The organism is Saccharothrix luteola, from assembly GCF_020859565.1.
GTDB classification, from domain to species: Bacteria; Actinomycetota; Actinomycetes; order Mycobacteriales; family Pseudonocardiaceae; genus Actinosynnema; species Actinosynnema luteola.
The window spans coordinates 73,741-87,924 of the sequence record NZ_JAJHUO010000020.1; the positions used below are offsets into that span (position 1 = coordinate 73,741).

The window sequence follows — 14,184 nt, forward strand, 5'->3', positions numbered from 1 at the left end:
GCGTGGCGCTACCTTCTGGGGCGTCACGCGCACCCGTCCAGCGAGGATGATCATGAGCAACGAGCCGAGTCGACCCGCCGACGACGACGCGCCGACCGGGGCCGCCGGCGATCCCGCCGCCCGTCCCGACGTGCCGCCCGCCGACGCCGAGCGCATCGCGGCCTCGCGGGACGCCGCCGCGACGGCCGACGAGCGGGAGCTCGCCGGCCCCGCGTCGTCCGGTCTCGGCTCCGGCTCCGCCGAACCCGACGACACCGCTCCCGAGCCGGGCTCCGCCGCCAGGGAACGCCCCGTGGCCGGCAACGAGCCCGTCACCCCGGCCGGCCCGACCGCCGTGCCCGGCGCGCGTCCGGCTCCCGCCGCGGACCCCGTGGCCGCCTCCCCGGCGAACGGGACCGGCAAGCCCGGCGGCAGTGGCCGGAAGATCCTCATCGGCGTGCTGGTCGTGCTGCTGATCGGCATCGTCGTCTACGGCGTGCGCTACCTCACCAGTGATCCCGCCAACGCCGAGGTCGGCGACTGCGTCAGCGTGGCAGCCGAGGCCGACAACCGGGCCGAGGTCGACACCCTCGACTGCTCCGCCGACGAGGCCTCGTACAAGGTGGCCAAGGTCCTGGAGACGACCGACGCCACCTGCCCCGAGGACGGCCTCTACACCGAGATCGTCCCGGCCGCGCGCGTCGGCGACGGCTACAAGCTGTGCCTGCTGCCCAACATGGCCGAGGGCGCCTGCTACAAGCCCGACGAGGGCACCGGGTTCGTCAAGACCGGGTGCACCGGCCCCGAGACCATCAAGGTGGTCAAGGTCATCGAGGGTTCCGCGGACCTGGAGGCCTGCCCCGACGGCGCGGGCATGGCCTACCCGGAGCCGCCGGTCACGTACTGCCTGGCACCTGCCGAGATGTGACGCCCGCTGCGATGTGACGCCCGCCGAGGTGTGACCCCGTCCGGGGCCCGGCCACTGGCGGGTGAACCCGCTCAACCCGGCGCGCGGCCGTGCCGATGCCCTGTTCCATGCGGAAGATCGGGTTGGGCATCGGGGTGGTCGCGGTCGTGGTGGCGGGCGCGTTCGCGTTCACGCTGCTCACCGGCGGGCCCGAGGGCGCCCGGCCGGGCGGCTGCGCGCACATCGAGAAGGCCGAGAAGGGCGCCAGGTACCGGCCGCTCGACTGCGCGGCCGACGACGCCAACGTGCGGGTCGCCAAGGTCGTCGACGAGGCCTCGCAGTGCCCCACGGGCGGCGCGCCGTACACGATCTTCACCCTCGCGGAGACGTTGTGCCTGATGCCGAACTTCGTGCAGGGCGCCTGCTACCAGGGCGACCGCGAGTCGGGGATGAAGAAGGTCGACTGCACGACCGCCCAGTCGATCCGGGTGGCGAGCGTCGCCCGTGAGCCGGTGGAGTGCGCGAACGGCCAGAAGTTGACCTACGTGGAGCCCGTCGTCACGTTCTGCCTGGTCCGCGCCTCCGACAAGGGCTGAAATCGCTGCGCCCACGCGACGCGCGAGGGTACGTTCCGCTCGTTGTACGTCGAGAGGAACGCCAGGTGACCACGCCACCCGACCAGCCGTCCCACGGCTCCCCGCCACCCCAGCAGCCGGGCTGGGGCCCGCCGTCGTCGCCGCAGGGCTTCCCGGCCCAACCGCCCGGCGGGCAGCCGTACCCGCAGCAGCCCCACCAGCAACAGCCCTACCCGCAGCCGGGTCACCCGCAGGACCCCGGCCACCCGCAGCCGGGCCCGGGCTACCAGCCGATGCCCGGCTACCAGGACCAGCCGCCCCAGTACGCGCAGCCCCACCCCGACCAGGCCCGATTCCCGGGTCAGGCCGCGTACCCGGGTCAGGCCGCCCAGCCGGGCCAGTTCGGCCAGCAGCCGGGTCAGCCCGGGCAGTTCGGCCAGCCGGGCCCGTTCGGCCAGCCAGGTCAGCCCGGCCAGTTCGGGCAGCCGGGTCAGCCCGCTTACCCGCAGCAGTTCCCGCCCCCGCCCGCCAAGGGCACGTCCCGCGGTGCGAAAGCGCTGGTCGCGGTGGTGGCGCTCGGCATCGTCGGCATCGTCATCGCGGGCATCATCGCGAACATCACCGGCCCCTCGGGCGCCGAGGCGGGCGACTGCATCAAGGTCATCTCCGCCTCCGTCACGGACGCCGACGTCGAGAAGGTCGAGTGCTCGTCGCCCGAGGCGGCCTTCAAGGTCGCCGCCAACCTGGACAGCAGCGCCGACTCCTGTCCCGACGGCGACTACGCCGAGTACTCCGACAGTGGCGGTCGGCGCAGCAACGGCTTCAAGCTGTGCCTGATGCTCAACGCCGCCGAGGGCGACTGCTTCAAGGAGGAGGGCTCGATTGTCGCGGGCAAAACCACCAAGGTGACCTGCGATTCGAGCGCTTCGTACAAGGTGGGCAAGGTCGTGAGGGGACGCGCGGACGAGAACGAGTGCGAGAGCGGCGACACCGTGACCGTTTACTCACAGCCCGCTACGACGATCTGCATGACGGAAGCCTGATCCGGCGACGCGCCGTGACGGGTTCGCCACCGGATCGAGTTCCAACCGACGCGGAAATCGAAAAAAAGGGGGCCTTCCCGCAATGGGAAGGCCCCTTTTGAAACCGGTTTCGCTGACGGTGAGTCAGTTGGTGGTTCCAGGCGGCAACAACCCGCCGACGTCCAACCGCTCCTTCAGCACCTCTTCGGTGTCCATCATGTCGGCCACGCGCTGCAGCCGGACCGGGTTGAGCGACAGCGGGAACGTGCCGACCGACACCAGCGCCGCGGTCTGCTGGTCGACGTCCATGTAGCCGGTCAGCGCGTTCTGCACGGACAGCTTGTCGTTCGACGCGGCCTCCTGCGCGTCCCGCAGGACCTGCCGGAACAGGGCCAGCGTGCGCGGGTTGCCCTCGGCGAACTTCTTGCTCGACGCGTACCCGGACATGGGGAAGTCCTTGGTCGGGCCGACGGCGGTGTCGGTGAGGATGCGCGCGCCGGCCCCCGCCTGGGCCTGCGTGATGTACGGCTCGGTCATCCACGCCGCGTCGACCTGCTTGGCCTGCATCGCGGTGACCATCTGCTCGAACGGCATCTCGGCCGGCCTGATCCGCTGCTTCTCCACGCCCGCCGTCTTGAGCACGGCCTTCGTGGTCAGCGCGCCGACGTCACCGGCCGAGGGCACGGCGATGCGCGGGTTGGGCAGCTTGCCGGGGCTGTCGTAGTTCGGGTCGAGCGTGACCAGCGCCATGGTGTTCGCGCCCGCCTGGTACGCCTCGCCCTGCAGCTGCAGCTCGGTGCCGTCGGCGTAGCTGCGGAACAGCGTGACGTGCGTCGCCCAGGTCAGGTCCAGCGTGGTGTCGAGCTGCTCGACGCCCTCGAGCTCGTTGTTCAGCGGAACCAGCTGCACCTGCAGCCCGGCCTTCTCGAACAGCTTGTTGTTGAACGCGAGGCGCAGCGGCGCCACGTCCACCACCGGCAGCACGCCGATGCGCAGTGTGTTGCGTTCCACGTCGGGGCGGCTGTTCCCGTCGGTGCCGGGGATCAGTCCGCACGCCGTCAAGGTGGCGGCACAAGCGAACAACGCTGCCGCACGTCGCAGAACACGCGCTGGGGTAGGCATGGCACCTCTCGCCGGGATGACCTCGAGAGCGGGGTCTTTTGATCAACGAATTTGTCGACGCACTTGTCGATGCCCGGGATGGTAACCACCCGGAGGTATGAAACGACAGCCCTGCTCCGATACGGTGAGTGCTTCCGGAGTCTTCCCGGGAGCTGGGGTCGAGCACTACGCTCCCCGGCTGGTGGCACAGGTCGTCGCAGACCGTCGTGTCCCCGCGCGGGGTGGGGGTGACTAGCCGGCACCACCGCTCCTGTGCTGCAATTCGGCCCGAATTCGAGTCCATGCTTCGGTCCGCGGGGGAGAGGCCGGAACCACTGCTGCCGGAAGAGGAAGCCCAGGGTGGCCCGTCGAGAGAGAGGTCCCAGCCAGTCAGGCGTGGGGATTACACCGCGCTCCGAAAGGCCCGGAACGGGTGACGGACTGGTTGCGCTGAGTGATGGAACTGTGACCGAGCAAACGGGGCCGACGACGACGGGCTCGACCGCGGCCGGACGGGTCCAGCCGACCCGCACGGCCGGCTGGCGCCTGCGCAACTGGCGACTGCCCACCAAGCTGACGGCCGTCCTGCTGATCCCGACCATCGCCGCGGTCGCGCTCGGCGGCCTGCGCGTGAACTCCGACCTCGCCGACGCGGCCGACCTCAACCGGCTCGCGAACCAGATCCAGCTGGAGTCGGCGGTCGCCGACCTGGTGCAGCAGTTGCAGCGCGAGCGCGACCTGAGCGCGAGCCACGTGGCGTCCGGCAAGCAGCTCGACCGCGTGGTCCTCGACCGCCAGCTGCGCCGCGTCGAGGACACCGTCCAGGCCCTCAACGCCAAGATCGTGGACCTCAGCGCCGACCTCGACGACGAGGTGGTGACCCGGTTCCGCCGGGCGTCCAGCCAGCTCAACCGGCTCAACAGCCTCCGCAACGCGGTCCGCGAGACGCAGTACCCGTCCGACGCCGTGATGCGCACCTACTCCGAGTCCGTGGAGAGCCTCCTCGACCTCGGCGAGCAGGCCATCGCGGGCATCAACGAGCCCGAGCTCGTGCGGCTGCACCTGGCGACCAACGCGATCGCCCGCATCAAGGAGCAGGAGTCGCGCAAGCGCGGCATCATGCTCGACGTCTTCCAGCGCGGCCAGTTCGGTCCGGGCCAGGAACGGCAGCTGCTGGCCGCGAACGCCGAGCTGGACGCGGCCCGCAACGACTTCCGCAAGTCCGCGACGGCCGACCAGGCCAAGATCTACGACGACACCGTCACCGGTCTCATCGTCGACACCGCGAACGACATGCAGGAGACGGCGCTGAACCTGGCCGCCGCCGACAAGCCGATGACGTCGCTGCGCCCGGAGAAGTGGGACATCGCGTCCACGCTGACCGTGAACCTCACCCGGGACGTGGAGAACCTGCTGCTGGAGCAGCTGCAGAACCGCACCGACGAGCTGACCGGCGTGGCCCGCGCCGCGGCGTTCCGCGACTCCGGCATCGTGCTGGGCGCGTTGCTGCTGGCCCTGGTCATGGCGCTGTTCGTGGCCCGCTCGATCCTCAACCCCCTGCGCACGCTGCGCCGCACCGCGCTCGCGGTGGCCGACCACGGCCTGCCCGAGGCGGTCAACCGGATCCTCGCCGACCCGAACCCGCAGGAAGCGGCGAAGACGGCCATCGCGCCGGTGCCGATCACCACCCGCGAAGAGGTCGGCCAGGTGGCCCGGGCGTTCGACGCGGTGCACGGCGAGGCCGTGCGGCTGGCCGCCGAGCAGGCCCTGCTGCGCGACAACGTCAACTCGATGTTCGTCAACCTGTCCCGCCGCTCGCAGGCCCTGGTCGAGCGCCAGCTGAACCTGATCGACCGGCTCGAGCAGGACGAGCAGGACCCCGACCAGCTGGCCAGCCTGTTCGAGCTGGACCACCTCGCCACCCGCATGCGGCGCAACAGCGAGAACCTGCTGGTCCTGTCCGGCACGGACCTGTCCCGGCGGCTGACCCGCCCGGTCCCGGCGGCCGAGGTGCTCGGCGCCGCGGTGTCCGAGGTCGAGCAGTACGCCCGGGTGCAGGTCGGCCAGACCCCCGAGCTCACCGTCCAGGGCCGCGCGGTCAACGACCTCGTGCACCTGATCGCGGAGCTGCTGGACAACGCCACCGCGTTCTCCGACCCGGTGACGAAGGTCACCGTGCGCACCGCCCGCACCCGCAAGGGCGAGCTGGCGATCGAGATCCAGGACCGCGGCGTCGGCATGGGCGAGCAGGAGATCAACGACGCCAACGAGCGGCTGGCCGACCCGCCGGACGTGGACGTCGCGGTGTCCCGCCGGATGGGCCTGTACGTGGTCGCGCGGCTGGCCAAGCGGCACGACATCAAGGTGCGGCTGCGGTCGAACGAGGACATCGAGGGCGGCACCACCGCGCTCGTGCTCGTGCCCGACACGCTGGTCGCCTCGCCCGGCTCGATGGGCTCCCCGATGGGCGCCGAGCCCGCCTCGGCGTTCGGCGACTCCGGTTACGCGGACTCCGGGTTCGGCGACTCCGCCGGGTTCGGCGACTCCGGGTTCGGGACGACGGCGCAGCGCGCGTCCGGCATCGCCGGCGCGTTCGGCACCGGCACGGTGTCCCGCCTGGACGACGACTCGAGCTTCCCGAGCATGCCGCGCATCGAGGACGAGCCGGCGTTCCCGGTGAGCTTCGTGCAGGGCCAGGGCGAGCAGGACCCGGCCCGCGTGCCCGCCTTCGGCGAGGCGCCGGCGTTCGGGCAGGCTCCCGAGGAGTCCCCCGCCGAGGTGTCGCAGTCGTGGATGCGGCCCGCGGACGAGCGCGACGTGGAGCGGGAGCCGGAGGGCTCGTTCGGCGAGCCGACCCTGTTCACCGCCTACGAGGACCGCTCCGAGCACGACGCCGACTACGAGCACGGCTTCGAGACCACCCAGTTCGCGCCGCTGGACAGCGGCTTCCTCATCGAGCCCGAGCCCGCACCGGAGCCCGAGCCCGCGCACCGCAACGGCTCGGCCCCGCAGGCCGCGCCCGCGGCCAGGGAGATCGATCGCGACTTGGACGCGCCGACCGAGCGGCTGCCGATCTACGAGGCGGTCCTCTCCCAGTGGTTCCAGGCCGTGGGCAGCGAGACGTCGGCGGCGACCGCGCAGGCGGTGCCACCGGCGCCGGCCGCCGAGCCGGAGCGCGCCGCGCCCGCCGAGTCGGTGCTGCCGACCCGCAGGCCGCGCCCGATCCCGCCGGTCGCGCCCACCACGTCCGCCGACCCGCTGCCGTCGCGCGGCCTGCTCGACTCGGGCCACCACGCCCAGCCCCAGCGCGAGCAGGAGGGCGGTGCGCTGCCCCAGCGGGGCGAAGCGACGACCGATCGCGCCGAGGGCACTAGTCTGACCGAGGGCGGGCTGCCCAAGCGGCGGCCCGGATCGCCCAACAACCTGCCCAAGCGCGCCGCGGAGGTGTCCCGCGTGACCGAGCCCGAACCGGTCGCCGAACCCGAGCCGGCCGCACCTGCCGCCGAGGCGGTGTGGGAGTCCCCCGCCGACGAGGGTTGGCAGGCGGCACAGGCCTTGCTGAACAAGGCGCCCGAGACCACGACACAAGCGGGTTTGCCCAAGCGGGTGCCCAAGGCTCAACTTGTGCCGGGATCCGCCGCACCGAAGCCGACGGCCTCGGAGCGGCAACCGCAGCGGCCCCCGCTGCCACCACGATCGGCTGACGCGATCCGTGGACGCATGTCGAGTCTTCAGCAGGGCGTCCGTCGAGGGCGACACGCTTTGATCGACGCTTACGCTGGTGACATGTCGAGCCGGCAAGACGAGGAGCAGGAGTGACGACCGCAGCTCAGCCAGGCAGCTTTGGTTGGCTTATCACCGACTTCGTGCGCCGGGTTCCCGGTGTGGCACATTCCGTGGTCGTGTCGGCGGACGGGCTGTTGCTCGCCGGCTCGCAGGGCCTGCCCCGCGACCGCGCGGAACAGCTGTCCGCCGTGGCATCCGGGCTCGTCAGCCTCACGGCGGGCGCGGCGCGGTGCTTCGAGGCGGGCACGGTCAACCAGACCGTGGTCGAGATGGAACGGGGCTACCTGTTCCTGATGTCGATCAGCGACGGGTCGTGCCTCGCGGTGCTCGCGGCCCCGAACTGCGACATCGGCCTCGTCGCGTACGAGATGACGTTGCTGGTCGAGCGCGTGGGCCAGCAGCTCACCCCGGAGCTGCGCGCGCAGCTCCAGGGCGTGGTTCGGCGGTAGATCCTCATGAGATCGTGGGGGTGAAGGTAAATGGCTGAACGATCTGGCGCCGGCGGCCGACGCTTCGGTAGGAACTTCAACTACCAGGAGTGGGCGGTCGGCGGCTTCCAATTCGCTGAGCCGGATGCCGACCCCGCACAGGACGAGGAAGCCGAGGACGCACCCAACTCGTGGCGAGGCCGCCGGGCGGAGCAGGCGCAGCGGTCACGGGTCGAAGGCACAGGGCAGGGGCAAGGCGATATGTCTCAGCGTGAGGTTGACGACTCGTCGTACGACTACGACGACGTTCCCAACCGGTTCGACATCGACGGGTACGGCAGCGGCCTGTTCGGTGGTCCGGGAGCCGATCTCTTCGGCGCGCACGGCCTGCCGGACAGCGTGCCGGAACAGGTGCCCTACACGACGGGCCCTCAGCCGGTCGTGCGGCGCGAGGAGAACCCGGCGGCGGAGTCCGGGTCGCTGGTCCGCCCGTACACCCGGACCGGTGGCCGGACCCGGCCCGACTACGACCTCGCGATCGAGGCGCTGGTGTCGACCAGCGAGCGGGGTCTCGAACGCGACGCGGCGGTGCTCCCCGAGCACCGGTCGATCTGCGGGCTGTGCACCGACACCAGGTCGGTGGCCGAGGTCGCCGCCCACCTCCGGCTCCCGCTCGGCGTGGCCAGGGTGTTGATCGGCGACATGGCGAGCATGGGTTTGGTTTTGATTCATCAGGGTGGCTTGATCACGGGGGACAAGCCGTCCATTGATTTCCTTGAGAGGGTGCTCAGTGGGCTTCGCAGGCTCTAGCCCCAACGCGGCCGATGGCGAACGGAAGCCGACGACCTCCGCGAAGATCGTGGTGGCCGGTGGCTTCGGCGTGGGCAAGACTACGTTCGTCGGTTCCGTGTCGGAGATCGTTCCGCTGACCACCGAAGCGGTGATGACCGAGGCCAGTGCCGGGGTGGACGACCTCTCGGCCACGCCGAACAAGGTCACCACGACGGTGGCCATGGACTTCGGTCGGGTGTCGTTGGACCAGGATCTGATCCTGTACTTGTTCGGCACACCGGGCCAGCACCGGTTCTGGTTCATGTGGGACGACCTGGTGAAGGGCGCGATCGGTGCGATCGTGCTGGTGGACACGCGCCGGTTGGCCGATGCGTTCGCGTCGATCGACTTCTTCGACGATCGGCAGTTGCCGTACGTGGTCGGGGTCAACTGCTTCGACGGGTTGCTGCACCACCGCATCGAGGACGTTCGCGAGGCGCTCACGATCGACCAGTCGGTGCCGATAGTGACGTGTGACGCGCGGAACCGGCAGTCGACCAAGCAGACGCTGATCACGTTGGTGGAGCACGCCATGCGGCAGTGGATGTCGGTCCGCGCCGGTTGATCGGTCTCGTGGTCGATCGGTGTGCGCATTGATCTGACGGCTTTCGCGCCGAAGGGCGGTCTCCTCGTAGGAGGCCGCCCTTCGACGTGCCCGAGCAGGCGGGGGTGGCCCGGCCGTTCGACGCACGGTGATGTGTGGCGCGAGCGCCGCGACTCGACGCTAAGGCGTTGCGGGTTCACCGATCAGGTGATCATCACTGCCGAACGGGTATTACGCGCCGTCACCCTCGACCAGGGCGGCGGACGTGATGCGGTGCAGGGGGAACCGGCGGACCTCGCCGTAGCTGACGTCGACGCCCTCCAGCACACCACCGCCCACGACCTGCGGCGTGATCACCCGACGGGCGGCGGTGCCATGGCTGTCCACGAAGTCGACCAGCACGCTGCGACCCTCCCGAGCCGCCCGTTGCAGCAATGCGAGCGTGGCCGAAGGTCCCGCGCCCAGGTGACCCGGCACCGAGACCCGCGCACCGCCGGTGGTCGTCGCCGCACGGTCGCCCGCCCGCACCAGCCGCACCAGCTCGTCCAACTGCTCGTCCGACGGCGCACCCGGCTGCACCGGCCGTCGCCGCCCCTTGCCCGCGATCCGCCGGCCACCGGCCCGCAGGTCCAGCACGTGACCGTCCGGGCCCTCCGCGGCGGGAGCGAAGCCGGCGCCGCGCAACCCGTCCAGCACCTCCGCCAGCGGCAACGGGCTGACCAGCACGGTCGGCGCGATCTTGCGCAGCGCCAACCGCTCGGCCTCCGCGTGCGACATCACCTCGGTGATCAGCACGGGGTCGTCGCAGCGCAGGAACGACCCGGCCGCACCGCCCCGCAACCGGCCGTGCTTGCGCGCCGCGTCGTCGATCAGGTACGTCAACGACTGCGGCACCGGCGTGCGCGACCGGGTCTTGAACAGCTCGTGCAGGTCGGCGGCGCTGCGCCCGGCGTCGAACGCCCGCCGCACCGAGCCCTCACGCACCCGGTACACCGTGGCGCTGCCGGCCGACTCGACGTCCGCGACCAGCGCGATCTCGTCCGCCAGCTCCGGGTCCAACCGCCCGGGCGCGACGACGGTCAGGTCGGCCTGCACCAGCACGTGGTCGACCGGCGCGGGCAGCGCGTCGCCCAGCCGCTTCGCCGCCGCGCCCGGCCCCTCGGACAGCAGCGTGCGGCCCTGCGCGGTGACGGCGTTGTGCGCGAGGACGCCGACCTGCGTGCCCTCGTCCACGGTCCACCGCACCAGCTCGTCGCGCAGCCGTCCGCCACGCCGGGGCGCCCGCCACGCCAGCACGGCGGCCAGCTCGTCGGGCTCGATCACGGCGGTGCCCGGCTCCAATGCGGCCAGCGCTTCGAGGATGCGCTTGCGGTCGCGGGGCGCGCCCGGCCGGTTCAGCTCCGGCGCCAGCGGGTTGAGCAGCCGGTCCCGGTCGTCGCGCCGCCCGATCAGCCCGGGCAGGCGGGGCAGGTCGAGCCACGCCTGCGCGAGCGTCGCCCAGCGGTGCTCGGGTGCGGCGACCAGCCACGCGTCGGTCTGCGTGGTCGGCACCCACTCGGGCTCGACGCCCTCCGTGTCGGCGACCAGGCCCGCGTTGACGACCAGCTCGACCAGCAGCGCGGCCCGCCGCTCGTCCACGTCGAGGTCCTTGGCGAGCTTGCGCAGCTCCCGCACGCCGACACCGCCCGACCTCAGCACCGCCGGCGGGTCCTCCGACCAGCTCTTGAGCAGCGTCTCGACGTGCCGGCAGAGCTCCAACGCCTCCCCGCCGCCGGTGTGGTCGACGTCGGACGGGTCGCGGCGGAACGTGGTGAGCGGCGGTTCGGTGGTCTGGATCGCGCCGAGCGGTCGGTCGCCCCGGACCTTCAGGCCGATCTCGCGGGGCAGCTCGACGGTCTGCGCGTCCCGCCGGACCAGCAGGCCGCGGGCGAGCAGCTTCTGGATCGGCGTGCGGGCGTTGGCGAGGGAGACGACCTGCGCGGCGTCCTTGGTCTGGCCGACCGGCGGACCGGCTGCGAGGGTCTGCAGGACGCGGTGCTCGTCGGGGTCGAGGGCGGTGAGGTCGGCGGTGGCGAGGCGGGGCACCGAGCGGCCCAGGCCGCAGGGGAACGGGTTGACCGCGTCACGGGTGGCGGGCGGGGTGCTGAGCGCGTGGTCGCCGCCCCAGAGCAGGGCACGGGCGCGGAGCGCGTCGAGGGGCGCGCTGATGTCGGTCGGGCCGAACAGCTCCTGCACGGCGCTGCGGCCGACCGGCGTGAGGTCGGCGTCCAGCACGAGCAGCGCTTCGAGGACCGTCAACGTCAGCGTGTCGAGGTCTTCGCAGGCCCGCGCCACGGAGGCCCGCGACCCGATGCGGGTGGCGAGCACGGTCGTGTCCGCCGGCGGGGGCGTGGCCAGGTCCGGCCGGGCGCGCAGCAGCGCCACGAGCGCGGAGTCGTCCTGCGCCCGCAGCCACTCGGCGAGGGTCGTGCCGGACATCCTCACCACGGTATATGCCGACCACCCGCACCGGGCCGCCCAGCCCCCGGTAACACCGGGGTTCGGTTCGGGTGTGTGGTGGGGAAGCATGTCCTCGCCGGACGGGCAGATCAGCAGGATGAGGGCTGGTGGGTGGTTCGGTGCCCCTACCGGTAATCCTCGGGGCCGGTGGTCGGGGCGGTGGGCCAGGCGTCGCGACCGGTCAGGTGCAGGACCAGGGCGGCGATGTTCCACGCGTCGTCCGCGCCGGAGTGGTGCCTGCCCTCCAGCGGCAGGTCGGCGATCGTCAGGGCCTGCGCCATCCCCGGACGTTTCCGCAGGCCGTGCGCCTGGGCGAACACCAGCTTCGCGTTCCAGTGCCGGTTCCCGAACGGGTACGGCACGCCCGTCGCCTGGCACTGCCGCGCGAACTGCTTGCGGTCGTAGTCGCCCCAGCTCGCCCACGGCCGCGAACCCGCCCGGTGCTCGACGGCCAGTTGTCGGCACGCCTCGGCGAAGTCCACGCCGGTGTCCACCTCCGCCTGCGTCAGGCCGGTCAGCTCGGTGCAGAACGGGCTGACGGCGGAACGCCGCGGCCGGACCAGGATCCGGTGCTTGCCGACCCGTTCGCCCGACGCCGGGTCGACCGTGGTCAGGCCGATCTCGATGATCTCGCTGACCTGGCCGGGCGGCGGGTCGCCCGGCCAGCACGTGGCCTCGATGTCGACCACGTTGAGCAGTGCCGTCGTGTCGCTCACCGGCACGAGGGTAGGGATCACACCCGTGACGTGGCTCTCGCTTTTCGCCGCCGGGCACCGCGCGTCGTCACCAGGACGGATGAGGCACACTTGTCCCGACGAAGGCACGACCGAGGAGGAACCGTGGCCAAGGCCCGCCCCGAGCGCATCGACCCGCACTGGCCGGAGCCGCCCGCCGACGGCAAGTACGCGGTGTCCGAGCTGGCCAGCGACGTGCAGGGCGCGTTGTCCCCGTTCGGCAAGGTCACCTTCCCGCTGCCGGTCGAAGAGCTCGGCTACCACCACCCCGTGACGGAGATCAACCGCTAGCCCGGATGCGCGCGGCCGTCGAGCCGCGCGCGTTCCGTATATCTGCGCGGACTACGCTCGACCCCCTCTTGAGCTGTGCTGTTCTGGGAGGTTCGATGCCGGTCCCCGGCCCTGGTTACTCGATCACCGTCCGGCTGGAGGCCCCGCCATCGGCGTCGGCCGCCGGCGACCTCACCTCGGCCGTCGGCCGGGCGGGCGGCGTGATCACCGCGTTCGACGTCGTCGAGTCGCACACGGACCGGGTGATCATCGACCTCACCTGCAACGCGCTGTCGGCCAACCACGCCAAGGACATCACCGACACCCTGGAGCTGCTGCCCGGGATCGTGGTCCGCAAGGTGTCCGACCGGACGTTCCTGGTCCACCTCGGCGGCAAGATCGAGATCTCGTCCAAGGTGCCGCTGCGCAACCGCGACGACCTCTCCCGCGCCTACACGCCCGGCGTCGCCCGCGTCTGCATGGCCATCGCGGAGAACCCGGACGACGCCCGCCGGCTCACCATCAAGCGCAACACGGTCGCCGTGGTCACCGACGGCTCGGCCGTGCTCGGCCTCGGCAACATCGGCCCGGCCGCCGCGCTGCCCGTGATGGAGGGCAAGGCCGCGCTGTTCAAGAAGTTCGCCGGCGTCGACGCCTGGCCGGTCTGCCTGGACACCCAGGACACCGAGGAGATCATCCGCGCGGTCGAGCTGATCGCGCCGGTCTACGGCGGCATCAACCTGGAGGACATCGCCGCGCCCCGCTGCTTCGAGATCGAGGCGCGGTTGCGGGAGAAGCTGGACATCCCGGTCTTCCACGACGACCAGCACGGCACCGCGATCGTCGTGGTCGGCGCGCTGCGCAACGCCCTGCGCGTGGTCGGCAAGAAGATCACCGACTGCAAGGTCGTGGTGTGCGGCGTCGGCGCGGCGGGCAGCGCGATCATCCGGCTGCTGCTCAAGCAGGAGCCCGGCGACGTGGTGGCGGTCGACGTGGACGGCATCGTGCACCGCGACCGGCCGGGGCTGGACGACAACCTGAAGTCCGTCGCCGCGTCGACCAACAAGGAGAACGTCAGCGGCCGGCTGCACGACGCGCTGGTCGGCGCGGACGTGTTCATCGGCGTGTCGGCCCCGAACCTGTTCGGCGCCGAGCAGGTCGCCACGATGAACAGCGACGCGATCGTGTTCGCGCTGGCGAACCCGGACCCGGAGATCGACCCGATGGAGGCGCAGAAGCACGCCGCCGTCGTGGCCACCGGGCGCAGCGACTTCCCGAACCAGATCAACAACGTGCTGGCGTTCCCGGGCGTGTTCCGCGGCCTGCTCGACGCCCACGCCCGCACGATCACGGACTCGATGCTGATCGCGGCGGCCAACGCCATCGCCGACGTGGTCGACGGCGAACGCCTCAACGCGTCGTTCATCGTGCCCAGCGTGTTCGACACCTCGGTCGCGCCCGCGGTCGCCGAGGCGGTCCGGAAGGCCGCCACCGAATCCGCCTAGCAT

General features: G+C 71.7%; 12 protein-coding genes. 9 read left to right on the forward strand and 3 right to left on the reverse strand.

What is annotated here, in order from left to right:
* Positions 1–52 precede the first annotated feature (52 nt).
* The 3 genes from LNK82_RS26820 to LNK82_RS26830 all read left to right on the forward strand — a co-directional run bounded on the left by LNK82_RS26820 (position 53) and on the right by LNK82_RS26830 (position 2,504).
* On the forward strand, positions 53–907 hold the full coding sequence (locus tag LNK82_RS26820) for an LppU/SCO3897 family protein (protein ID WP_230569773.1): 855 nt from the start codon (positions 53–55) through the stop codon (positions 905–907).
* Between the two features lie 107 nt (positions 908–1,014).
* Complete coding sequence (locus LNK82_RS26825; RefSeq protein ID WP_230569774.1) at positions 1,015–1,482, forward strand: LppU/SCO3897 family protein; 468 nt, start codon at positions 1,015–1,017, stop codon at positions 1,480–1,482.
* 65 nt (positions 1,483–1,547) lie between these two features.
* Positions 1,548–2,504, forward strand: a complete 957-nt coding sequence (locus LNK82_RS26830) for an LppU/SCO3897 family protein (protein WP_230569775.1) — start codon at positions 1,548–1,550, stop codon at positions 2,502–2,504.
* 123 nt (positions 2,505–2,627) lie between these two features.
* On the opposite strand, the gene LNK82_RS26835 is transcribed toward LNK82_RS26830, so the two are convergent.
* Positions 2,628–3,494, reverse strand: coding sequence for an ABC transporter substrate-binding protein (locus tag LNK82_RS26835; protein ID WP_230569776.1), 867 nt, complete (start codon positions 3,492–3,494; stop codon positions 2,628–2,630).
* 555 nt (positions 3,495–4,049) lie between these two features.
* Here LNK82_RS26835 and LNK82_RS26840 point away from each other — a divergent pair.
* Genes LNK82_RS26840 through LNK82_RS26855 form a run of 4 tightly spaced genes read left to right on the forward strand, consistent with a single transcriptional unit; the run spans position 4,050 to position 9,194 of the window.
* Positions 4,050–7,403 carry a sensor histidine kinase gene (locus LNK82_RS26840; RefSeq protein ID WP_230569777.1) on the forward strand — a complete coding sequence of 1,118 codons (3,354 nt, stop codon included), beginning with the start codon at positions 4,050–4,052 and terminating at the stop codon, positions 7,401–7,403.
* On the forward strand, positions 7,400–7,819 hold the full coding sequence (locus LNK82_RS26845) for a roadblock/LC7 domain-containing protein (RefSeq protein WP_033442969.1): 420 nt from the start codon (positions 7,400–7,402) through the stop codon (positions 7,817–7,819). The genes LNK82_RS26840 and LNK82_RS26845 overlap by 4 nt, the downstream gene beginning before the upstream one ends.
* Before the next feature lie 30 nt (positions 7,820–7,849).
* The gene (locus LNK82_RS26850; protein ID WP_230569778.1) at positions 7,850–8,608 is read left to right on the forward strand and encodes a DUF742 domain-containing protein; all 759 of its coding nucleotides are present in this window, start codon (positions 7,850–7,852) and stop codon (positions 8,606–8,608) included.
* On the forward strand, positions 8,589–9,194 hold the full coding sequence (locus LNK82_RS26855; protein WP_230569779.1) for a GTP-binding protein: 606 nt from the start codon (positions 8,589–8,591) through the stop codon (positions 9,192–9,194). Before LNK82_RS26850 ends, LNK82_RS26855 begins: the two co-directional genes overlap by 20 nt.
* Positions 9,195–9,404: 210 nt before the next feature.
* Here the strand turns inward: LNK82_RS26855 and LNK82_RS26860 are convergent, their stop codons facing one another.
* Both LNK82_RS26860 and LNK82_RS26865 read right to left on the reverse strand, forming a co-directional pair.
* Positions 9,405–11,651 (reverse strand): helicase-associated domain-containing protein, encoded by a 2,247-nt coding sequence (locus tag LNK82_RS26860; protein WP_230569780.1) that lies wholly within the window; start codon positions 11,649–11,651, stop codon positions 9,405–9,407.
* Between the two features lie 146 nt (positions 11,652–11,797).
* A complete protein-coding gene (locus LNK82_RS26865) occupies positions 11,798–12,388 on the reverse strand; it encodes a 3'-5' exonuclease (RefSeq protein WP_230569781.1) in 591 nt (196 codons plus the stop codon).
* A 123-nt stretch (positions 12,389–12,511) separates the two neighbouring features.
* Between LNK82_RS26865 and LNK82_RS26870 the strand changes: the two genes are divergently transcribed.
* Both LNK82_RS26870 and LNK82_RS26875 read left to right on the forward strand, forming a co-directional pair.
* Positions 12,512–12,697 (forward strand): hypothetical protein, encoded by a 186-nt coding sequence (locus LNK82_RS26870; protein ID WP_077005610.1) that lies wholly within the window; start codon positions 12,512–12,514, stop codon positions 12,695–12,697.
* A 95-nt stretch (positions 12,698–12,792) separates the two neighbouring features.
* Positions 12,793–14,181, forward strand: a complete 1,389-nt coding sequence (locus LNK82_RS26875) for an NAD-dependent malic enzyme (RefSeq protein WP_230569782.1) — start codon at positions 12,793–12,795, stop codon at positions 14,179–14,181.
* Positions 14,182–14,184: the final 3 nt, after the last annotated feature.